Consider the following 22,495-nt stretch of genomic DNA (forward strand, 5'->3'; position numbering starts at 1 on the left):
GATCAGGAGCGCCATTTCAAGATGGTCCAGCGCCAGGCGTGGCGCAGCACCAGAGGAGTTAACGCCAAAGCGCTTAGCCAGTGGGCCCAGCTGGCGAGGCTGCCCATGCTGTCGCCCGGGGTGCCGTGCAGCACCAGCAGCAGGCCGCTGGTCAGACAGACCAGCAGCAGGGCTTCGATAATCCGCCCCGTGGTGCGCAAGAAGGGTTTGTGGCTCTTGTTCAGCAGGCTGCGATGGGAGAGCCAGAAGGCGCCAAACAGCAGGGGGAACAGGGTGAGCGAGAGCATCACATGCACAAACAGATTCCAGCGCGCCAGCGCCCAGAGCGGGGTCAGCTGCTCCCACAGCAACAGGCCGGAGAAGAACATCAGATAGAGGGAGCCCTCAGCGGCCTGATGGTGATAGGCCAGCCACTGCCAGCAGTGTCGGGGTGAGAGAGAAAGGCTTGTCATAGGTGCTCCAGCGCCCGGGCAGTCCAGCCCGGGGGAGCAAGTTTACAATGCAGTAAAGGTAATGAAAAGAGTTATCAATTCCGCTCTTGATGAATAAATCCTGAATGAAAACAGGGTTGGGTCATTTGTGATCTGCCAGCCGTTCCGTGATGGCGTAGATGAGCGCCGCGGTGGAGAAGGCGAGAAACACTATCACAGACCACTTCATCTCGACTTCATTGCCGGTGCCATCGTCCAGAAAGGCCTTGAGCACCTCGATCCCAGCTATGGTCACCAGGGAGTTGATGACGATGAGTTTGAGGGAGGCGAAGTTGATCTTGCTGAGCCAGTTGTTGCCGAGCGCCTCGCGCTGCTCCTGAGTCTGAATAAACTGCACATAGCCGCAGATGGCCACCAGGATCAGCATCTGCGCCACCAGTACGAAGTCCACCAGAGTCAGCACCCCTGTGATGAGGTCAAGATAATGGATGTCGATGATGTCGCGGCACAGCGTATAGAGCTGCATGGCAAACTTCACCATCAAGAGCGCCACGCACACCAGAATGCACACATAAAACGGGAACATCATCAACCGGCTGCCATTGAGCATAAAGTTGAACCGACGCATGAGAACTCCTGAGTAGGGTGAGATTGGGCTGATTATCGCCTGAGTCAGGCGACGAATGCATGTTTTACTGATAAAGCCTGCATGGCCGCTTGCTCGGTAGAAGGTGTCGCATTGATGGGGCCTGCTCTGACAGTCGATGTGCCACTGTCACAGATGGCAAGCGCTCGGTACTGATGCAATGCAGTCAGAATGCAGAACGGGCGCCCGGTTGTGGGCCGGGCACCTCGGTTATTACTCGATATTGATGGGGCCCTTGGTGCCCGCATCACTGTCGATCCAGACATCTTCCCCCTTCAGACGGCGATCGCCCTGAATGGTAAATGTAATGGTGCCCTGCTTGAACAGCAGTGCACCGTCAGCCCGCTTTGCCTTGACCTGTTTGCCATTGACCCAAACCTGCTCTTTGCCATCGATACGGATGGTGGCAACTGTGGCTCCTTCGTTGCTTTTGGCCACCCATTGCCCAGCATAGGGTGTGGTGTCTGCGGCGGCCTCCGTGCTCGCGGGAGTGGCTGCCTCGCCAAAACCAGCCTTGGCATTTTCGGCCTTGCTCTTGGTGATATCGCACCCTTGCAACTCGGAGGCCTGGGTGCAGCCGGAGTTTTCGAGTTGCTGGCGGTATTTGGCACTGATGGCGTGGGCAGGGGACTGGATCAGCAGGGCCAGCGCTGCCGCCGTAATCATGGTTTTGTGCATCATATTGCTCGCTTCTGTTGTCAGGTTATTCACCTCATCCACTTTAGTACTGCGTGCGACCAAGGGCTACCTGCTTGTGTCTGTCTCCTGATCGGGAGGCGAGAGCCAGCTTTGCAATAGGGTGCGAGCCGTGATGGAGAAGAAAAGAGGGTGAGTAAGTGGAGGATGTGGCAGACATGAAAAAGCCCAGTCCTGAGACTGGGCTTTGAAATTTGGCTCCCTCGACAGGACTTGAACCTGTGACATACGGATTAACAGTCCGCCGTTCTACCGACTGAACTACGAGGGAATTGGCTCCTCCTACTGGACTTGAACCAGTGACATACGGATTAACAGTCCGCCGTTCTACCGACTGAACTAAGGAGGAATTGCCTGTCTCGTTGAGACGGTGCGGATATTAATAGCCTGTCGGCCGGGTGTCAACCCGCGATCCGGCGCAAAAAATGGAATTTCGCCCTGTTTGTCCAAAACTTGGTCATTGTGGACTATTTTCAGCACAATCAGCAGCTTGAGACGGCGTTTTGCCTGTCACTTTTTCGTTTTGGCACATTAGCGGCTGGCCGGGAGCAGGCCGCCCTCGATGGCGAGTCACACGGCAGGCTTGCTGAACGGCGGGTGACAGTGGCGCCGCACGCCGGAGAACTGGAGCCCTGACTCAGGGAGAGGCGTGACGGATAAGGTGAGCGATGTGGATGCGTCAGGATTTAGTTAGCAGGCGAAGTGAAAGTTCGGCGTAATGGTGAGAAAAGGCGGCGATATGTGGACAATAAACGGCAATTTTGCGTGGTAACGGCCATTCATTGATCCCGCCCATCGAAATATTTCATCGGCTGGGGTATGGTTGCTCAGGATACCATCGCCGTGTCGACAGCTCTGCCGGCCCTTGATGATGATCGGGCGCCGGTTCAATCCGGCCTTTGTCTCCCTCTTCTGGTATTACGATATACATGCACAACCAAGCTCCTTTGCAAAGCGTGAAGCTGGCCATTGCTTTACGCCAATCCTGTATTGATGAACCCTACAGCCTTCCCCGCTTTGGCCGCGATCTGATCGCCGGCATCACGGTCGGCATCATCGCCATTCCGCTGGCCATGGCGCTGGCCATTGCCAGTGGCGTGCCGCCACAACACGGTCTCTACACCGCCATCATAGCCGGCATCGTCATCGCCGTGACCGGTGGCTCCCGCTTCTCCATCTCGGGGCCGACCGCCGCCTTCGTGGTGATCCTCTACCCTGTGGCCCAGCAATTCGGGGTCGGTGGCCTGCTGATGGCGACCCTGATCTCGGGCTTCTTTCTGGTCGCCATGGGGATGGCCCGACTTGGGCGCCTGATTGAATACATTCCGCCGTCAGTGACCCTGGGTTTTACCGGCGGGATCGCCATCGTGATAGCCACCTTGCAGATCAAGGACTTCTTCGGCCTGCACGTGCCCGATATGCCGGAAAATTACATAGGCAAAGTAGAGGCGCTGGTACATGCCCTGCCAAGCTGGCAATGGGGTGACACGTTGGTCGGGATTGCTACCCTGGCCGTGTTATTGCTCTGGCCACGGCTGCGCTTGCCGGTGCCCGGTCACTTACCCGCCGTGCTGGTGGGTGTGGGGCTGGGGTTTGGTCTGCACTACTTTGGTGTCGATGTGGCCACCATTGGCAGCAAGTTCAGTTATACCCTGGCAGATGGGACACAAGGCATGGGGATCCCGCCCATAGCGCCGACTCTGGTAATGCCCTGGGCACTGCCGGGGCCGGATGGTTCACCGGTCGAATGGAACCTGGCGGCCATCGAGCGCTTGCTGCCGGCTGCGTTTTCCATGGCCATGCTGGGGGCCATTGAGTCGCTGCTCTGCGCCGTGGTGCTCGATGGCATGACGGGTCGCAAACACAGCTCCAATGCCGAGCTGGTGGGGCAGGGGTTGGGCAACATATTGGCGCCTTTCTTCGGTGGTATTACGGCAACGGCGGCCATTGCCCGTTCCGCCGCCAACGTACGGGCAGGTGCCACCTCGCCGGTTTCCAGCATAGTGCATGCGCTTGTGGTACTGGCCGCCATTCTGGTGCTGGCCCCCTGGCTCTCCTGGTTGCCGCTCTCGGCCATGGCCGCGCTGTTGCTGATCGTGGCCTGGAACATGAGTGAGGCACACAAGGTGGTGGAGCTGGTGCGTCGCGCCCCCAAATCCGATGTGTTGGTGCTGGTGGTGTGTTTGTCGCTGACCGTCATCTTCGACATGGTGATTGCCATCACCTTCGGGGTGATCCTCGCCTCCCTGCTGTTCATGCGTGAAATCGCCAAGATGACCAGGCTGCACGATCTGGCGGATCACAAGCGCTATGCCCACGAAGTGCCGGCGAATGCCTTGCTTTACAAGATCAACGGCCCGCTGTTTTTTGCGGCAGCCGAGCGTGTCTTTGGCGAGCTGGTGGCTCAGGTTCAGGGGCACAAGCTGCTGGTATTGCAGATGGAGGCTGTCTCCATCCTGGATGCCGGGGGACTCTCTGCTTTCCTGCAGTTTGAAAAGCAGATGGCCAAGGCTGGAGTGGAGCTGCGGGTGGCCGAGTTGCAGTTTCAGCCGTTGAAGACCCTGGCGCGGGCCAAGGTGCGTCCCGTACCCGGTCAGCTGGAGTTTTATGGCTCGCTGGAAGAGGCATTGAAAGGCGAACACAGCCACGAACAGCCGGCAACCTGATCAAAGGAGGGCTGGGGTGACAAGATTTTGCGCAGTTGGCTCGGTTCTTGAGCAAACAGACTGAAAACCGCAAAATTGCGTTGACCCCAGGACACCGCATCCCTTACATTACGCCCCGTCGCCGCGGCATGGCCCGCAAGCGATGGTGCAACTCAGGCACCTGAAAATGTGAGAGAAAATTTGGTGAGGTGTCCGAGTGGCTGAAGGAGCACGCCTGGAAAGTGTGTATACGGCAACGTATCGAGGGTTCGAATCCCTCCCTCACCGCCAAATGATAAGCCCAAGCAGTTGAATTGCTTGGGCTTTTTCTTTATATACGATATTTTGATATGCCATCCATTATGCCATCTGATGCTGGCTTGTACTGAACCATATCGTACGACGCTGGACAGTCTGCTCGATACTCACGGTCTGTAACATATGGTACAAGAACGAGCACCATACATACACTTCACCGTAGATAAGAAGATGCCCATAGCCGTGTGGCTTGATGGGCGTTATCTCTTTCTAACCAGCATTCCTTGCCGTAGCCGCAGGGGGAGTTTCGTTACAGTCAACGTTAATAGTGGGGTTCTATGGATCTACCCATCAATGTCTTACGAATTAGGCTGAAAAGCTCAGCTTGATAAATTGCATCGTGATGGCCAGCGTTTTTCGGCTTAACGACTTTCTCAATTTCGCTTGGCCGTGTTGCTTTCCAAGCACAGTTAGAAGCACCGAAATACATCGATTTGATATCCAATGCTGCGATACCAAAGGCTATGCCCCAATTACGTGTGATATGGGGCGCCCCAGCGCCTCATGCAAACAATCTCTGATACCCACTCCCTTACCGTAGCGCTCCAGCATCCTGCGCCAACCCAGATAATTCCTCAGGTAATGAGTCGCCACACCATGGAACCGCTCCATCCACCCTTTCAGCCGACGGTGTAGTGGTCAACTAAATCCGGACACTGGGTTAGGCCGATTTTCGGCTGCTGCTGGTGATATCCCATCATCGTGGTGATGTGGACGCCGCCAATTGTAGTAATCCATCAGGTAGTAACTGACATCTCGTTTCGCCTCCGACAGGCTCATGTATCCCATGGCCGGAACCCACACCGTTTTAAGGCTTCTGAACAACCGCTCCATCGGGGCGTTATCCCAACAGTTACCACGCCGATTCATGCTCTGGGTCATACGATAGCGCCACAGCCGTTGCCGAAATGCCCGGCTACCGTATTGGCTGCCTTGGTCGGAGTGAAACAGCACGCCTGATGGACAACCTCGTTGCTGATACGCCATCTCGAGCGCTTTCACTGCTAGCTCGGCATCTGGTTTATCAGGCTCGCCAACCCCACAACCCGCTGGGTATGAAGGTCGAGCACCACAGCCAGGTAATGCCAACGACCACCGGTCCACATGTAGGTGATATCGCCACACCACACCTGATTGGGTTGTTTGACATCACATTCACGCGACAACAGATAGTGAATATCGGGCCGTTCAGACCGGGCAGCCTGATAGCGATGGATGCCCGGTTGTTTGGATACCAGTCCAGCTTCTTTCATCAGACTACGTACTTTGAATCGGCCAATTTGATGTCCCAGTTCTCGCATCATCGACATCAAGGCGCGGCAGCCCGCTGAATCCCGGCTCTCTTTGAACAAACGGCGTAACGCGCTGCGTTGCTGCATCCGCTCACTGTTAATCGCCCGCTTGCGGGCCAGATAGTCGTAAAAACAGGAAGTGGGGACATCGAAAGCGCAGCAGACCAGGGTGATGGGGGCTTGCTCCCTTAATCGGTCTATCAGCGCGTACGTGTAAGCTCGTCCGCCATCAAGAGATCAGTAGTCTTTTTTAGAATGTCCTTCTCGCGTTCAAGTCGGTTTATGCGGGCTTCCAGCTCCTGGATTTTCTGCTGCTCTGGGGTCGGCGCCTTGCTCATAGGGGGTGTGCCAGTGCGTTCGGATTGAAGCTGTTGCTTCCATCGGCGAAGTACAGTTTCACCGGCATCCAATGAACGGCTAGCTTCAGGGACAGAATATCCCTGGTCGAGCACCAAGAATGCGGCTTCCAGTTTGAACTCGGCAGCCAATGAACGACGTAATCTTGTCATTGAACACCTCTGATTATGGTGGCGACTGTACCACCTAAAATGGTGTCCGGGATGATTAGACCACTACAGTCGGGCTTTTTCATATCTATGGCCCAATTAGGTGTTACATGAGGCACCTCATACAAACAAGGCAATTGGAACACCGCTGTTTTTATGCTGGAACAAGCAGAACCTCAATACCTATTTGACGCAATCCTTTCAGACAATCTTGCGGAATGGCATCGTCAGTAATAATGGTATGAATCTTGTGAGTATCGATGATCTTGTGCAGGCTGAGACGGTGAAACTTGGTTGAATCTGTCACTACAATGATACGTTCAGCCACGCTACACATGCAGCGGTTTAGGCGTGCTTCATCCTCGTGATGGGTGCTGATACCACGTTCCAGATCAATTCCATCTACCCCGAGAAATAACATATCAAAGTGGTAGTTCTGCAGAGACTGATCCGCTTGCGCGCCATAGAAGGAGAGAGACTTACGGCGCAAATGTCCCCCAGTCATCAGCAACTCGACCCCTTCTGCATCCAGTAACTGGTTCGCCACGTTGATGCCGTTAGTCATCACCACGATATCTTTGTGATTGCGCAGATGACGCGCGATTTCCATCGTCGTGGTTCCAGAATCCAGTATTAGGCGGGAATCTGGAGGGACCAGAGTGGCAGCTAGAGCACCAATTCTCTGTTTTACAGGAGTATTGAGTTGACTCTTGTCGGCGATGGTACGTTCAGGGATCTGTTGACCCGGTTCACAGAGCAGGGCTCCGCCGTAAGCTCGCAGGGCGACACCCTGTTTTTCAAGGAAGGTGAGGTCGTTGCGAATGGTGACGGTAGAGACCTGAAACTGGGTAGATAATTCATTGACCTGTACGCTGCCATGGCTGCGCAACTGCTGGATGATACGCTCGCGGCGTTCACTGGTGCCGACGGCACTTTTCTCGGTAGTTTGCATTATTCCGCTTTATCCGCTCTGGTTGTCCGGTTTGTTCACGGACTTTCACTTCATTGCATTTACCGTATTAACGCTTAGCGGGCGATGCAAATCAAGTCTTCTCTATACGTTTTTACGACACAGAAAGCTCGCCAGCCCCTAGCCTTTCCTTTCTTTTCATTTTTGTGATCTTCCTCAAAGAATGTTGTTCCTTTCGTTTTGTTTTTTTATTTTTCTAAAGTTATGCTAATGAAAACAAACCGAAAGAATTAAATGCATTTTAAAAGTGTGATGGAGGGTAAATGAAAGGTATTGAGGCACTGGTTCAAAGAAACAAGGGGGGAGAGGCTGTTGGTATCACCGCTGTCTGCTCAGCGCACCCACTTGTGCTAGAAGCTGCACTAAGGCTAGCCAAGGCCGAAGGACATATATTGCTGGTGGAGGCGACCTCCAATCAAGTCGATCAGTTTGGTGGCTATACCGGTATGACTCCAGCCGATTTTCGTGATCGTTTCTATCAGCTTGCCAATCGCTGTGGTGTTGCGCGTGAACAGCTGATCCTTGGCGGGGATCATCTTGGTCCTAACCGCTGGCAGGGGCTTCCCGCCGCCGAAGCGATGGCGAATGCCGACACACTTATCGCCGCTTATGTTGAGGCTGGTTTCAAGAAGATCCACCTGGATTGCAGTATGGCTTGCTCCGATGACCCTGAGCCGCTCAGTGACGAGGTGGTAGCCGAACGTGCTGCTCGCCTCGCCTTAGTGGCTGAGCGCACCTGTCGTGAGCGGTTCGGTAGCAGTGATTTGCTCTATGTTATTGGTACTGAAGTGCCTGTACCGGGTGGTGCTCATGAAGATCTCGCTGAGCTGGCTGTGACCACACCACAGGCAGCCTATTATACACTAGAGGCGCATCGCACAGCCTTTGCCCGTGTCGGTCTGGAAGCTATTTGGCCGCGCGTCATCGCGCTGGTGGTACAGCCTGGCGTCGAGTTTGACCATGCTCGGGTGGTGGATTACCGAAGCAATAAAGCCACAGCCCTGAGCCGGATGATCGAGGGCCACCCTCATATGGTATTTGAGGCCCATTCAACTGACTACCAGACGCCGCAGGCCTATCGCGAGTTGGTGCGTGATCATTTCGCCATCCTGAAGGTCGGCCCAGCGCTCACATTTGCCCTGCGTGAAGCTCTTTTCTCCTTGGCGGCCATTGAAGCTGAGTTGGTGCTTGCCAGCGCTTGCTCTGGGCTGCGTCAGGTCCTCGAACAGACCATGCTGGAACACCCCGGATATTGGCAGAACCACTATCAGGGTAGCGACAATGATCGACGGCTAGCTCGAGGTTACAGCTATTCGGATCGCGTCCGTTACTACTGGCCTGAGCAGCGAGTAGATGAGGCTTATAGCAATTTGCTGGCCAATCTGGAACAGCAGCAGATCCCTCTGCCACTGCTTAGCCAGTTCCTGCCCATTCAGTATCAAAAGGTACGTGAGGGTCGCCTTGCTGCGGATCCCCACAGTCTTATTCTCGATCAGGTTCAAGAGGTGCTGCAGCACTACTCTCGGGCTTGCTATCCCCTGCCTGAAATGGCGATGTGAGGTATTGTTCCATGATTCTTGGTTATCAAAAAGAGATGTTGAGAGTAGCCCAAGGGCTCGCTACTGCGAGTGAAATCCGACAGCAGCCGGCGACTTGGCTCGAGACTCTGAGCATGGTCGAGGAGTGCCGGCCGACCATCGAGCAGTTTCTTATACCTCTGTTATCACGTGGAAATTTACGTGTGGTCCTGACCGGCGCCGGAACCTCGGCCTTTGCTGGCCGTGCGTTGGCGCCCTATTTGTCGGCACGGCTCGGTGGCCGCATCGAGGCAGTGGCCAGCACCGACATTGTCACCGACCCCCAAGCGTACTTAGCGCAGGATTGTCCAACTCTGCTCGTCTCGTTCGCTCGCTCTGGCAACAGCCCGGAAAGTGTGGCTGCCGTCGATCTGGCCAGTACTCTGGTAAGGGACTGCTACCACTTGGTACTCACCTGCAATGGTGAAGGGGAGCTGTATCACCGCTGCCAGAAGGATGGCCGCTCACTCGCACTGCTGATGCCGCCGCAGACCAACGATCGCAGCTTCGCGATGACCAGTAGTCTCACTAGTATGATGTTGAGCTGTCTGGCCGTATTTCTACCGCGTCAGTTCAATCCGGTCAGCTGCATCCCACTTGCTCGGGTAGCTGAGGCGATCCTGGAGCAGGTAGTGACGGTTGTGCCTGCTTGGAACGAGCCACAACCGAAGCGGATTATCTATTTGGGCAGCGGTAGCCTGCAGGGGGTTGCTCAGGAGGCTGCGCTCAAGCTGCTTGAGCTCACCAGTGGCCAGCTGGTTGCCATGTTCGATTCTCCCACCGGGTTCCGCCACGGGCCCAAGTCGGTGGTTAACGGCGAAACCCTGATAGTGCAGATGATCTCCAACGATTCCTATACCCGCCAGTATGATCTGGATTTGCTGCAGGAATTGCGCCGTGATGGTGTGGCTGCCCGTGTGGTGGCTCTGGCTGATATACCGGATCCTCGCATTGAGGCTGGTGAGCACATCTACCTGCCGGAGACTCTGAATGGGAATGATGCCGAGTTGGTGTTCTGTTACCTAATCTACGCCCAGTTCTACGCCTTTTATTCCTCGATGACGCTTGGCATCAGCCCGGACAATCCTTGTCCTAGTGGCTGCGTCAACCGAGTCGTGCAGGGGGTTACCATATACCCGCATCCTGATCAATTGCGTCAGTAACTAGGTGAAAAGCCATGTGCAACAATATGTTGAAGCAGATCTATCGGGGTTTAATGAGCGGTCAACTTGGGGTGGGGAGCTTCTGCCTCACCATTGTTGGAAAGATGCTGTGCGCGATAGAAGAGGGCTATGAGGATGTGGTCTATCTGGCAGAGGAGGGCATCTGATGGTCGAGCGGATCAGGGCACGCCGCCTGCTCACTGAGACCGGCTGGTGCGAGGCACACTGGTTAGATCATGACAATGGGCGGATCACCGGCATCGGCCCGCTCGCGTGGAATGAGGCCACCTTCGATGTGGATCTGCTGGTGCCGGCCCTTATTGACGGACACGTGCACGGTGGCCACGGGGTGGATGTAATGGACGAGACTCCACAGGCTTTAGGAATTCTCTCCCTGGGTAAGGCGAGCGAAGGCGTAGGTGCTTTTCTCGCCACCACTGTGACAGCCCCGCTGGCTGAGCTGGAAAAGGCGCTGGCTCGTGTGGACTTGGCCACCGAGACAGGGATGCCGGGCGCCGAGTTGCTTGGCAGCTATCTGGAAGGTCCCTACTTTACTCCGTCTAACAAGGGCGCACACGAGCCGGCTTTATTCCGCGAGCTTACCCTGCCCGAGCTCGATCACCTGATGGCCTGTAGCGGCGGCACCCTCAAGGTGGTGGCGCTGGCACCGGAAAAATCGGGTGCCATGGCCGCCATCACACACCTGCACCAGCATGGTGTACGAGTGATGCTCGGACACAGCGCGGCCGACCACGACACCACCCAGGCTGCTTTCGAAGCGGGTGCCGATGGTGTCGTGCACTGCTTCAACGGCATGACCGGCCTGCACCATCGCGAGCCTGGTATGGTTGGAGCCGCCCTAGCCCATCCGCACGCCTGGTTGGAGCTGATTGCCGACGGGCACCATGTTCACCCTACCGTGCTGCGTCTTTGCCATTGTTGCGCTGGCGATCGGCTGTTGCTCATCACCGATGCCATGCGTGCTGCTGGCATGTCAGACGGCTTCTACCAGCTCGGTGAATACAGGGTCGAAATGAAGGACGGCGTGGTGCGTACCGAACAAGGCGGCCTAGCCGGCAGTACGCTCACCTTGCTCGGCGCAGTGCGTAACATGGTGCTATTGGCTGGGGTGCCGCTCGCTGATGCTATTCATCAGGCCTCCCTCGCGCCGGCCCGCTGGCTCGGGATCGACGATCGACTCGGTTCGTTGGTCGTCGGTAAACAGGCCAATTTGTTGGCTCTAGATGAGAGGCTACAACAACAATGCATCTGGGTAGCGGGGCGTCATGTCGATTCCTCCTTGTTCCCCCCATTTCGTTTTAGTCCATGAGCGGGGGGATATATGGATGGGAGGGAATTGGATTATTGGTACCTGTTTGATTTTATGTATTTGAATAATAACTTTACTGTCCGTCAGGGATATATGTTGCCAGAAAAAGCTCCAAATGATCCCGTTAAAGGTGATGTTAGCAAAAGTACTTTCGATGTCTTTTTTGAATGTTTTTAAAACTTCGTGAAAGCGATCGCATTTTCGTTTTCTTTCATTTCGTTCTTGCGATTACAGGGAGTACACTAGTCGCAGTTAAACAAAGTTATTGTGATTAGTTGATCTTTATAGATTAAGTAGAGGCAGCAATATGCTGAGCGTGACACTGATGCAGCCTCTTGGTGAGTTAACTAAGATAGTTTAGTGCGTTACCAGCTTATGTGCAGGTATGCCTACAATATAGGGATGATATCCATGACAGCTCCGAATATCGTATGGACAAGGATTGATGAACGCTTATTACATGGCCAAATTCGTATTACTTGGGGAAAGCATACTGAGGCTAACTTGATCCTGGTAGCGAATGATGAAGCCGCAGCGGGTCCTAATTCGGCCTTTATGCAAGCAGGAATGAAAGCATCTGCCGGTGGTGAATATGCGGTTCGATTTTTCTCGATCGAGAAAACGATAGATGTGATCCATGCTGCCTCACCTAAACAAAAAATTTTCATCCTTTGTAATAATCCAACCGATGTGGCTCGTTTGGTTAATGGTGGCGTACCGATCTCCCATTGCAATGTCGGTAATATGCATTATCGCGAAGGTAAACAACAGATCGCAAAAACAGTTTCCATTGATGATGAAGACATTTCAGCGTTCAAATCCATGGTCAGCAAAGGTGTTACTTGCACTGTTCAAAACACACCTGATCAGACGCCGGTAAATATATTGGAACTAGTAAAGTCAGATATTTAATATTCATCTAGTGTCGTTCATTAATACAAGGAATAGAGCATGTTTTTCGAAGCTATGCTTGTCGCAATATGGGCTTTTTTTTGTGGTATAGATAAATATGATGTGGCTTTAAATATACACAGGCCATTGATTACGGGGCCCGTCGTCGGCTTGATTATGGGGGATATGCAGATCGGCTTGATCGCGGGTGCAACGCTGGAACTGGCTTGGTTGGGGCTTGTTCCTAATGCTGGTGCTCAGCCACCTGATGTCACCATGGGTACGATTGCTGCGGTCGCATTTGCCGTCATGACCGGGCAGTCTGCTGAAGTTGCCATGGGCGTAGGGATGCCGATAGCTGTATTGATGCAGATGTTAGTGATTGGTTTCTTTGCTTTGACTTCCTTCACTATGGGTAAGGCTGATCGCTATGCTGAGCAGGCTGATGCAGCCGGTATTGATCGACTATTGATTGCAACTATTTCAGTACGCTCAATGCTCTATGCGGTCGTGGCATTTATTACGGTCTATTTTGGTGAACATGGTGCGACCTGGATTGATGAGAATGCACCCACTGTATTGCTGGAAGGCCTCGGAATTGGTGCCAAAATGGTACCTGCTATCGGTTTCGCCATGTTGCTTAAAATCATGTGGTCCAAGGAAGTTGCCGGGGTGTTCTTTATCGGTTTTGTGATGACTACCTACCTGAAGTTACCGATCATGGCGGTCGCAATTTTGGGCGCATCGGCCGCAGCGCTTTATTACTTCTTCAGTGGTAACAGCAATTCAAACAAGCAAGCAGAGGATTTCGAAGATGGCATCTGATATCACTGTATCCCAAGTGAACAAGTCAATGGTGGATAACGTGGACGCCTATGAAGATACCACGGTACGTCAAGTTATCACCAAGAAGGATCTATGGATCTGTTCATTGCGTGGCTTGTTTATGGAAGGTAATTTCAACTTTGAAAGAATGCAGGGGGGGGGGTTCGCTTATTCTATTATCCCTGCGTTGAAAAAGATCCATGGCAACAGTAAACCCGATTTGGCCAAGGCGTTGAAAAACCATCTGCAGTTTTTCAATGCCAGCCCCAAGCTATTTACCTTCCTGCTCGGTACCGCCATTGCCATGGAGGAGAACAAGGAAAAACCCTCGACTGTTAATGTCATGAAGGTCGCAGGCATGGGGCCTACCGGCGGTATTGGTGATGCCATCGATCATATGACGTTGATGCCGCTGACTCTGGCTCTAGGCGCATCCATTGCCATTGAAGGGTCTATCGCGGGTCCATTTGTATTCTTCCTATTGTACCAGGTAGTACACTTTTTTGTTTACTTCGGATTGATGTTCATGGGGTACCGTGCTGGTACGGCGGCCATGATCAATATGAGCGATGCTACCGAGAAATTGGCTAAGGCGGCCAATATCATGGGTATTTTCGTGATTGGTGCGCTCTCTGCAACCTTTATAAAGTTGCAGACCACTGCATCATTAGAATTAGGGGGGAAGGCCGTCGAGCTGCAATCGTCTCTCTTTGACAAGATTATGCCTAATTTATTGCCACTGGCCCTGGTGTTCTTCATGTTCAAAATGGTGAAAGGAACCGGGTTCTGGGCTAAGCCGCCGGTGTTGATCTTTTCCACATTGGCTGCCGGGGTGGTGGGTCACTACCTGGGAATTATTTAAATACGATAATCAGCCGGCAATGGGGGGCCATGCTCCCATCTATTCTAGAGGTGCCAATAATATGATCGGTATTGTGGTCTCAGGACATATCAAATTTGCATCTGGGATGCAGTCTGCAATTAAAGCTATTGTGGGTGAGCCGGAACAGATGTGTTTCGTCGATTTTATCGAGTCTATGTCGACGGATGAATTGGAATCGGCTTTGCGAAAAGCGGCCCAGGAAGTTAACTCCGATGAGGGGGTACTATTTCTCACGGATATTCCGGGCGGTTCGCCGGCCAATCGTGCCACTGCCATTTTGATGGATACCGCACAGGTCGAAGTATTGGCAGGGGTCAACTTGCCGATGATTGCGAATGCAGCGTTTGAGCGAGATGGCGCGTCGTTAAACGAGCTTGTCGAGATTTTGCAAGAGATAGGTAAAAGCACGATGCAGGATATGCGCAAGGCGTTGGAAACCGCCATGGCTCAGGAGGAGTCGGATGTGTTGGAAGGCCTTTAATGTCCGAGTGAACAGCCGTCCCGAGGTTCTATGGGTTGGAGATTCTCTTGGGCGCGAGGGCACTATGCCCGTTTGATGTGGGTATCCGACGATGTGCATATATCGGGATCTCTGACCCTGTTGCACTGGACCTGCAACGCTTTGACCAGGCTGTCATTGTCATCGGCCATGGTGGCTGCATTTATAACCTGAGGTTTTAAAATGGAAATTCGTCAACCAATACACAGTGAGCATGCCAAGCAACTGGATACGGCCGACCTGCGTCGTCACTTTCTGATCGAAGACATGTTCCAGCAAAATGAGATCAATCTGACCTATAGCCACATCGATCGCATCATAGTGGGGGCAGCGGTGCCGGTTGATCATCCGCTCTTGCTTGAGGGGGGCAAGGAGATAGGAGTGGAGTTCTTTCTGCAGCGTCGTGAGCTGGGGGTGATCAATATCGGGGAACCGGGCCTGGTCACGGTCGATGGGCAGACCTTCGAGATCGGTGGCCGTGAGGCACTTTATGTCGGCATGGGGGCTCGTGAAGTGGCATTTGCCAGCGTCAAGCCTGACCAACCTGCCCGTTTCTATCTTAACTGTGCCCCGGCTCATCATGGCTATCCGACTCGCAAGATTTCTCGCGAAGAGGCTGCCCCAGAATCTTTGGGTAGTCAGGAGAATTGCAACGTTCGGACTATCTATAAATATTTGCATCCCTCTGTGTTGCCGACCTGTCAGTTGCTGATGGGCATGACTGAACTGGCACCGGGTAATCTGTGGAATACCATGCCGTGTCATACCCATGAGCGCCGCATGGAGGTTTACCTCTACTTTGATATGAAAGAGAGCAACCTGGTTTTCCACTATATGGGGGAACCTCAGGAGACGCGTCATTTGGTGGTACGTAACGAACAGGCGGTGATCAGCCCGAGTTGGTCTATCCACTCCGGTGTTGGCACTGCGGCTTACACCTTCATCTGGGGCATGGTCGGTGAGAACCAGACTTTCCACGACATGGATCATGTCGCCATGACAGATCTGAAGTAATCCCCACTTAACTCATCTTTGCGCTTGTCTGATACAAGCCGCACCGCTTTTTGCAGGAAGAAATATGAACATGTTTGATCTCACGGGTAAAGTCGCCATGGTGACTGGTTGTAACACCGGTCTTGGGCAGGGAATGGCGCTGGGACTGGCCCAAGCCGGTGCCAATATTGTGGGCGTGGGTTACGAGCCGGCCCCCGAGACTCAAGCTGCCGTCACGGCACTGGGACGCAAGTTTCACTACATTACCGCCAACCTGATGCGACAAGATCGGCTGGAAGAGATCGTCGGTGAAGCCGTCGAAGTGATGGGGAAGGTCGATATCCTGGTCAATAATGCTGGCATTATCCGTCGTCAGGATATTCTGGCGTTTGCCGAGAAGGATTGGGATGACGTTATCGACATCAACCAGAAGACGGTGTTCTTCCTGTCGCAGGCGGTGGCCAAGCAGTTCGTCAAGCAGGGGGAGGGTGGCAAGATCATCAATATCGCTTCCATGCTCTCTTTCCAAGGTGGGGTGCGGGTTCCTTCCTATACAGCCAGCAAATCGGCGGTGATGGGGCTGACAAGGGCACTGGCGACTGAGCTGGCTCATCATCATATCAACGTCAACGCCATTGCCCCTGGTTATATGGCCACCGATAACACCACCGCTTTGCGTGCTGATGAGACGAGAAATCAGGCCATCCTGGAACGGATCCCTGCCAATCGCTGGGGACTTCCATCCGATCTGGCCGGCCCTGCCGTCTTCCTTGCTTCTTCTGCCAGCGACTATGTCAGTGGTTACACCCTAGCTGTTGATGGCGGCTGGCTGGCTCGTTGATGAGGAGGCCTATTATGGCATCAGAAGCTAAAAATGAGGTTCTGGCGGCGATGAAGCGGGTATACCGCTATCAGGCTGCCCATCAGACTCGCAGTGTGGTTCGTCGCAGCGGCAAGATCCGCTTTATTAAAGACACGGATTGGGAGCGAGGTGTCTTCTGGTCTTGCGTGGCGAGCGCCTGGCAAGCAACGGATGACAATGAGTACCTCGACGGGGTGATGAACTATACCCTGCACACAGGGTTTCGAGCAGGCCCAAATCCACGCTTTGCCGACGATCATGTATGCTGTCAGGCCTACCTGGATGTTTACCCGCTGATCAATCAGCCTGAGGCGCTGGAGTCGACCGTCAAGGCGCTCGAGCTGATGTTGGAATCCCCTGCACCTGGCCGCCAGGATTGGTGGTGGTGTGATTCGCTCTTCATGGCTCCGCCTGTTTTTGCCGCGCTCTCACAACTGACCGGAGATCGCAAGTATCTGGATTACATGGAGCCTGCATTCTGGGATGCGGTGGATCATTTGTTTGATCCGCAAATCGGTCTGTTCTTTCGCGATCACCGCTACATCCCTGATGGGAAAGGGGGGGAGCTGCGTGAAGAGAATGGAGAGTTGGTCTTCTGGAGTCGCGGGGTTGGCTGGGTATTGGCTTGTATTCCACGTCTGCTGGCTCGCCTGCCGGAGGATCACCCATCGCGGGAGCGCTACCTGTCGCTGTTTTGCAATCTGGCCAGCGCGATTAGCCGGTATCAACAGCCGGATGGTTTTTGGCGCACCAGCTTGCTCGATCCTGCGCATTTCCCGGCTCCAGAGAGCAGCGCTACCTCACTCTTTTGCTATGGACTTGCCTGGGGGATCAACCAGGGCGTGTTGTCTCGTGACGTGTATCTTCCTCAGGTTCTCTCATCGTGGCAGGCGTTACTCGGTTGCATCCATGAAAATGGTATGATCGGTTGGGTGCAGCTGCCCGCGTTTAATCCGCGCGACGTGCAGCGAGACCATAACATCGATTATGGTGCTGGCACCTTTATGCTGGCCGCAACGGAAGTGATGCGACTGATGTAGTGTATTAAATGTATTGGCGACTCCTTTTATACTGCTCTCAAGCATTCAGACAGGGGGATGTCGCCATGGACAGAGGACCTGTCTTCGCTCCTTTGCCGAGCCCAGCCCTCTGCAATTGGAACGCGCCCAGGAGCTATCGGCGACCACTTACAGTGCATACACCAGGCCCTGGCCGAGCAGCGAGCGGTGCGACCGGCGGATTGTCCCCATTGTTACGCCACCTAGGTCATTCATTGGGGACAGGCCATGGCTAACAGCGTTATCGCTGTCGCTCATGCGGCAAGACATTCAACCAGTTACACCAAATCAATCTGAAAACCGCTTTTCGGTGGCGGCATAGGTTCTTGCGCAATGCCCTGAGTACGTGTGCCTCCCGACTGGCCGGGATTGTTGAGGCGGATGAAGTGTTTACCCCGGAGTCGTTCAAGGGGCATCGGCCAGCAAGACGGCATGGAGGGCGGGGCCACGGGCATGTGCCACTGGTGCTGGCCTGATAGCGCCGGATAGCTATGGGCGAGAGAGTGACAAGGTGCTGTTGGACAAGTCTTATCGGCAGCTCGAACCCTCGCTGCAGCCCTTGCTGGCGCGAGGTGCCATCCTGTGTCGTGATGGTAACCAGAGGGATATCAAGGTGGCGGAAGCGGGCACGGGATAATTAATAAGCGTTTGATTGCCAATGAGCATCATCGTGCAGAGGATGAGATTTTCCACATCCAGATCCTGAACAACTATGTGAGCCGTTGGCGTGGCTGGATGGAGAAGTGCCGCGGAGTAGGAACGGACTATCTGGCGAATTACCTGGCGTGGTTCCGGGCGACGGTACAGGAGCCAAACAAGCTCCTTATCATGGATGCAGGGAGGGGTCAAGCGACTCGTCAACACGTCACGGGAATAACGCCATCTGCGTATACGAGCCGTCATGGTGTGAAAAGCCAGCTTTATAGGCTGAGGTCTTCATTTCCCTTAATATTTATTTTTATTCCTTTATTTTGTTGCGTTAAGTGTGACTTGACGCAACCAAGCCTTTCGTAACCTTTCGTACAATGGTGAGATTACTTCATTTGATGTTTCAGCTCCATGAATATGAATAGAAAGAGTCAGACGCCATTTCATATGATGGCTAAGCCAACCGGTTATCGGTGCAATCTGAAGTGTGAGTACTGTTTTTACCTAGAGAAAGAGCACTCTATTTACCAGACGGACCCCGCCGCCTCGCAGGCCATGTCAGATGTGACCCTGAAGCGCTACATACGGGAATATATCCGTTCTCAGCATGGTGAGCAGGTCGACTTCTCATGGCAGGGGGGAGAACCCACGCTCGCAGGACTGGATTTTTATCACAATGTGGTGGCGTATCAGAAACAATATGCGGATGGAAAACGCATTACTAACAGCTTTCAAACCAATGCGATTGGGATCAACCGTCAATGGGTCGAATTTTTTGCCAAACACGATTTCCTGGTCGGGGTCTCGGTCGATGGGCTGCAAAGTGTGCACGATGCTTATCGTGTCTCGGTGAATGGCAATCCCACGTTTGAGCGGGTACGTCATGGGATCGGGTTGCTGAAGGCATTCGGCGTTGAGTTCAACACCTTGACGGTGATCAATGATAAAAATTGGGACAAGGGACGTGATACCTATCTTGCGCTGAAAGCGCTGGGGGCAGAGCACCTCCAGTTCATCCCGATCGTTGAGATCACATCTGCCTGTCAGGTCGACAACGGTGGCCACTACTCTCCCTCTCCAAATCCAGAGCTGACGGGATTTTCTGTGCCAGCGCATGGTTATGGTTGTTTCATGACAGATGTCTTCGACGAGTGGTGTCGAGCCGATGTTGGTCAAATCTTTGTGCGCATGTTTGACAGTATGTTGTCGGTATGGATGGGATATTCAGCCTCGGTTTGTATTCAAGCTAAAGAGTGTGGTCAGGCAATGGTCATCGAGGCAAATGGTGACCTGTATGCCTGCGACCATTATGTTTATCCCGCCAATCGGCTCGGCAATATCCATCAGCAGTCACTGGCCAGCATGGCGACCAGTAAGCAGCAAAAACGGTTTGGAGCTGTCAAGTCATCACGACTGACGACCGAGTGCAAGCAATGTGACGTTTATCCGCTCTGTTATGGAGGGTGTCCCAAGCATCGCTTATTATCGGTAGAGGGAGAGAAACATCGTCAGAACTATCTTTGTTCTTCATATCGTCAGATCTTCCACCATACCGCGCCCATCATGCAGATGATGGCGGAGGAGATCCAACGTGGAGGAGTCGCGGCCAATATTATGACCCGGCTTAGCAATAGCGACCAATGGTATTGATAAATATGCTCTGAACGAATGATTAACTTGACTAAATTAATACGATAACGAGTATTGTTGTCTATTTGTTCACCTATATAAAAGGTGCTGGATGCGAGTGATTCTAAATGACGGATATCAACATCACTGAACGGCCAAAAGTCCCTTATGAGGATCCTGACTGGGCCATGTATTGCCATCTCTTCCGGGAACATATGGTGCGCCTGCGCCACAGGAAGAGAGCATACACCCGTAATGATAAGCATATTCTTAACGTTTTCTCGGCACATCAAGGCGACTTGAAATATCAGTGTGGTGAGCTGGTAAAATATGTGGCTGAGGCATTTGAGCATTATGCTATTTGGGATTATACACACGCCTATTATCCTGGGCGGCCCAGTCAGCAGAGTGCCCGTACTGATGCCATGGAAGGTGCCAGCCGACTGCTGCCCACGCTGGCTGCTTGGTTACATGCCGAAGGTCAGACTGAAAGCAAACTCACCTTGCAGGATGGGCGGCAGCTGGATCCTTCTGCCATTATTCATGCGGCCTTTCTGGCGGGGACTGACCCTCAGCACCCCGGTTTTTGGGGGACACTGCATGATTGTGATCAACGTATTTGCGAGAGTGCCGATCTGGCATTGACCCTGTGGCTGAGCCGGGCGCATGTCTGGTCACGCTATACCGATGCTGAGCAAGCGCAAATCGTAGCATGGTTTCATCAGGTGGATAATTTGATCACGGTTGACAACAATTGGCATCTATTTCCGCTGACCGTTCAATGCGTACTCAAGTCGTTGACGGGGATAGATCACATCGACCAAAGAAAATACAACAGGATCAAGGAGTTTCATGTCGGGGACGGATGGTTCCGTGATGGAGCTCAAGGCAACTACGACTATTACAACGCGTGGGGTTTTCACTACTCGCTTTATTGGCTGGATCAGATCCTACCTGATTTTGACCCGGTGTTCATTCGTGGCTCCTTGGCGGAATTTGTGGGTAGTTATCGTTATCTCTTTACTGCACAAGGATTGCCTTTTTTCGGCCGTAGCGCCTGTTATCGACTCGCTGCCGCAGCCCCGCTGATTGCTGCGGCCGACCACGGTACTTTACCGCCAGGTGAAGTGAAGCGTGCTTTTAGCACTTCACTTTCCTATTTCATTGCAAATGGAGCGCTGGAAGCTGGGGTGCCAACCCAGGGGTTGTTTGGCCACGATGACCGCCTGACCGACAATTACAGTGGGCAGGCGAGTAGTCTCTGGTCGCTGAGGGCCCTGAATGTGGCGCTCTATTGCGGGGAACGCTGTGGATTATGGGACGCTGAGCCATTACTACTGCCAGTCGAACAGGATGATTTCATGCTGTCAGTGCCCGCTATTGGGCTCCAGATCCAGGGCGTTAGGGAAACGAAAGAGGTTGTTGCTCTTTTTTGTTTCGACTATGCAGACAGGCAGAGTCCATTGACACGAAGATTGGAGTCGCAACCTTGGTGGCGTCGCCTCAAAGAATGGGTTACTGGACGGGCAGAAAGGCCTAAAAACAATCTACTTCGAAAGGGTATTACCTGTTACACCTCCAAAATGTCACATTTCTTTTGATTTCGATTTGCTTTCTTTAGGTTTCGTTTGTGTGATGTGGATCTATCTTTCTTCGTTTGCTTTCGAATACCATGTTGGAAACAAATCGAAAGCAATGGGGTCTTTATGTATCTGGTGTCATCTAGGGAAATGCTGAACAGAGCACAGCAGGGGCGTTATGCCGTCCCCGCATTCAATATTCATAATCTTGAAACTGTTCAGGTCGTCGTCGAGACGGCTGCTGAGTTACGTTCTCCCATTATCTTGGCGGGCACGCCAGGCACGTTTTCATATGCGGGTACCGGCTATCTAGTGAGGATTTGTAAAGAGGCAGCGCAACACCATAATATGCCAATTGCACTGCATTTGGATCATCATGAGTCTTTTGATGACATGAAATTCAAGGTAGAGAGTGGTATCAAGTCTGCCATGATTGATGGTTCACATCATAAGTTTGATGAAAACGTAGCCCTTACTCGCCGGGTGGTAGAACTCTGCCATCGTTGGGATTGTTCAGTCGAAGCCGAGTTGGGGCGCTTGGGCGGTCAGGAAGATGACCTGATTGTTGATGCCAAGGATGCCAACTTCACCGATCCGGACATGGCAGTAGAGTTTATCCGCATGACAGGGATCGACTCTCTGGCAATTGCTATCGGTACTGCCCATGGCATGTATAAGGAAGAGCCAAGATTGGATTTTGATCGTCTCGGAATTATCCGTAGCAAGACCGATATCCCACTTGTACTGCATGGTGCTTCCGGTATTCCAGATCAGGATGTGCGTCGTTGTATTGAATTGGGGATCACCAAGGTTAATGTGGCAACCGAGCTGAAAATTGCCTTCTCTGATGCTATCAAGGCCTATTTCCTCCATCACCCCGATGCGAACGATCCACGTCACTACATCATGCCTGGTAAAGCGGCGATGAAGCAGGTGGTAATGGACAAGATCCGGGTGTGTGGTAGTGAAGGCAAGATCTAAAAATATTCACATTAGGGTGATCCATTTTCGTTGACTCATGCTTTTGGCTTGGTGGGCGCGTCACCCTATTTT

The 22,495-nt window shown here is 53.1% G+C and carries 19 protein-coding genes, 3 tRNA genes and 2 pseudogenes; 16 read left to right on the top strand and 8 right to left on the bottom strand.

The features are described 5' to 3' along the window. Nucleotides 1-2: 2 nt before the first annotated feature. From IU367_RS08975 to IU367_RS08995, 5 genes are all read right to left on the bottom strand, one after another. Nucleotides 3-452, bottom strand: coding sequence for a hypothetical protein (locus tag IU367_RS08975; RefSeq protein WP_241279034.1), 450 nt, complete (start codon nucleotides 450-452; stop codon nucleotides 3-5). 121 nt (nucleotides 453-573) lie between these two features. Continuing rightward, a complete protein-coding gene (locus IU367_RS08980; protein WP_241279035.1) occupies nucleotides 574-1,059 on the bottom strand; it encodes a YqhA family protein in 486 nt (161 codons plus the stop codon). A gap of 231 nt (nucleotides 1,060-1,290) precedes the next feature. Then, complete coding sequence (locus tag IU367_RS08985) at nucleotides 1,291-1,755, bottom strand: hypothetical protein (RefSeq protein ID WP_192895780.1); 465 nt, start codon at nucleotides 1,753-1,755, stop codon at nucleotides 1,291-1,293. A 213-nt stretch (nucleotides 1,756-1,968) separates the two neighbouring features. Beyond that, nucleotides 1,969-2,044 (bottom strand) — tRNA-Asn (locus IU367_RS08990). A gap of 2 nt (nucleotides 2,045-2,046) precedes the next feature. Further along, nucleotides 2,047-2,122, bottom strand: a tRNA-Asn gene (locus IU367_RS08995). Between the two features lie 580 nt (nucleotides 2,123-2,702). On the opposite strand from IU367_RS08995, the gene dauA reads away from it, so the two are divergent. Together dauA and IU367_RS09005 are read left to right on the top strand one after the other, a co-directional pair. Then, nucleotides 2,703-4,439, top strand: a complete 1,737-nt coding sequence (dauA, locus tag IU367_RS09000) for a C4-dicarboxylic acid transporter DauA (protein WP_274454083.1) — start codon at nucleotides 2,703-2,705, stop codon at nucleotides 4,437-4,439. A 182-nt stretch (nucleotides 4,440-4,621) separates the two neighbouring features. Continuing rightward, nucleotides 4,622-4,709 (top strand) — tRNA-Ser (locus IU367_RS09005). Nucleotides 4,710-5,198: 489 nt separating this feature from the next. On the opposite strand, the pseudogene IU367_RS09010 reads toward IU367_RS09005, so the two are convergent. From IU367_RS09010 to IU367_RS09030, 3 genes and pseudogenes are all read right to left on the bottom strand, one after another. Then, nucleotides 5,199-5,369, bottom strand: a pseudogene (locus tag IU367_RS09010) (IS1595 family transposase); the annotation flags it as partial. A 6-nt stretch (nucleotides 5,370-5,375) separates the two neighbouring features. Then, nucleotides 5,376-6,537, bottom strand: a pseudogene (locus tag IU367_RS22085) (IS3 family transposase). Nucleotides 6,538-6,688: 151 nt separating this feature from the next. Next, complete coding sequence (locus IU367_RS09030) at nucleotides 6,689-7,486, bottom strand: DeoR family transcriptional regulator (protein WP_274454086.1); 798 nt, start codon at nucleotides 7,484-7,486, stop codon at nucleotides 6,689-6,691. 281 nt (nucleotides 7,487-7,767) lie between these two features. On the opposite strand from IU367_RS09030, the gene kbaZ reads away from it, so the two are divergent. The 14 genes from kbaZ (at nucleotide 7,768) to IU367_RS09105 (ending at nucleotide 22,423) form a co-directional block, all read left to right on the top strand. Further along, on the top strand, nucleotides 7,768-9,063 hold the full coding sequence (gene kbaZ, locus IU367_RS09035) for a tagatose-bisphosphate aldolase subunit KbaZ (RefSeq protein WP_274454087.1): 1,296 nt from the start codon (nucleotides 7,768-7,770) through the stop codon (nucleotides 9,061-9,063). 11 nt (nucleotides 9,064-9,074) lie between these two features. After that, entirely contained in the window at nucleotides 9,075-10,244 is a 1,170-nt protein-coding gene (locus IU367_RS09040; RefSeq protein WP_274454088.1) for an SIS domain-containing protein, read from the top strand. 26 nt (nucleotides 10,245-10,270) lie between these two features. Continuing rightward, a complete protein-coding gene (locus IU367_RS09045) occupies nucleotides 10,271-10,411 on the top strand; it encodes a hypothetical protein (RefSeq protein ID WP_274454089.1) in 141 nt (46 codons plus the stop codon). Next, complete coding sequence (gene nagA / locus IU367_RS09050) at nucleotides 10,411-11,574, top strand: N-acetylglucosamine-6-phosphate deacetylase (protein ID WP_274454090.1); 1,164 nt, start codon at nucleotides 10,411-10,413, stop codon at nucleotides 11,572-11,574. Before IU367_RS09045 ends, nagA begins: the two co-directional genes overlap by 1 nt. 411 nt (nucleotides 11,575-11,985) lie before the next feature. Then, a complete protein-coding gene (locus IU367_RS09055; RefSeq protein ID WP_274454091.1) occupies nucleotides 11,986-12,486 on the top strand; it encodes a PTS sugar transporter subunit IIB in 501 nt (166 codons plus the stop codon). Nucleotides 12,487-12,525: 39 nt separating this feature from the next. Then, nucleotides 12,526-13,290, top strand: coding sequence for a PTS N-acetylgalactosamine transporter subunit IIC (agaW, locus tag IU367_RS09060; protein WP_274454092.1), 765 nt, complete (start codon nucleotides 12,526-12,528; stop codon nucleotides 13,288-13,290). After that, the gene (locus IU367_RS09065) at nucleotides 13,280-14,152 is read left to right on the top strand and encodes a PTS system mannose/fructose/sorbose family transporter subunit IID (RefSeq protein ID WP_274454093.1); all 873 of its coding nucleotides are present in this window, start codon (nucleotides 13,280-13,282) and stop codon (nucleotides 14,150-14,152) included. The genes agaW and IU367_RS09065 overlap by 11 nt, the downstream gene beginning before the upstream one ends. 61 nt (nucleotides 14,153-14,213) lie before the next feature. Continuing rightward, nucleotides 14,214-14,654: a PTS galactosamine/N-acetylgalactosamine transporter subunit IIA gene (gene agaF / locus IU367_RS09070; protein ID WP_274454094.1), complete on the top strand. Its 441-nt coding sequence runs from the start codon at nucleotides 14,214-14,216 to the stop codon at nucleotides 14,652-14,654. A gap of 201 nt (nucleotides 14,655-14,855) precedes the next feature. Continuing rightward, nucleotides 14,856-15,686, top strand: a complete 831-nt coding sequence (gene kduI, locus IU367_RS09075; RefSeq protein WP_274454095.1) for a 5-dehydro-4-deoxy-D-glucuronate isomerase — start codon at nucleotides 14,856-14,858, stop codon at nucleotides 15,684-15,686. 64 nt (nucleotides 15,687-15,750) lie between these two features. After that, nucleotides 15,751-16,506 carry a 2-dehydro-3-deoxy-D-gluconate 5-dehydrogenase KduD gene (gene kduD, locus IU367_RS09080; RefSeq protein WP_274454096.1) on the top strand — a complete coding sequence of 252 codons (756 nt, stop codon included), beginning with the start codon at nucleotides 15,751-15,753 and terminating at the stop codon, nucleotides 16,504-16,506. A gap of 14 nt (nucleotides 16,507-16,520) precedes the next feature. Further along, nucleotides 16,521-17,567, top strand: coding sequence for a glycoside hydrolase family 88/105 protein (locus IU367_RS09085; protein WP_274454097.1), 1,047 nt, complete (start codon nucleotides 16,521-16,523; stop codon nucleotides 17,565-17,567). A gap of 1,077 nt (nucleotides 17,568-18,644) precedes the next feature. After that, the gene (locus IU367_RS09095; protein WP_274454098.1) at nucleotides 18,645-19,883 is read left to right on the top strand and encodes an anaerobic sulfatase maturase; all 1,239 of its coding nucleotides are present in this window, start codon (nucleotides 18,645-18,647) and stop codon (nucleotides 19,881-19,883) included. A gap of 107 nt (nucleotides 19,884-19,990) precedes the next feature. Further along, on the top strand, nucleotides 19,991-21,463 hold the full coding sequence (locus tag IU367_RS09100; RefSeq protein WP_274454099.1) for a DUF2264 domain-containing protein: 1,473 nt from the start codon (nucleotides 19,991-19,993) through the stop codon (nucleotides 21,461-21,463). A 105-nt stretch (nucleotides 21,464-21,568) separates the two neighbouring features. Then, the gene (locus IU367_RS09105; RefSeq protein WP_274454100.1) at nucleotides 21,569-22,423 is read left to right on the top strand and encodes a tagatose bisphosphate family class II aldolase; all 855 of its coding nucleotides are present in this window, start codon (nucleotides 21,569-21,571) and stop codon (nucleotides 22,421-22,423) included. Nucleotides 22,424-22,495: the final 72 nt, after the last annotated feature.

The organism is Aeromonas bestiarum (genome assembly GCF_028751155.1).
Taxonomy (GTDB): Bacteria; Pseudomonadota; Gammaproteobacteria; order Enterobacterales; family Aeromonadaceae; genus Aeromonas; species Aeromonas bestiarum.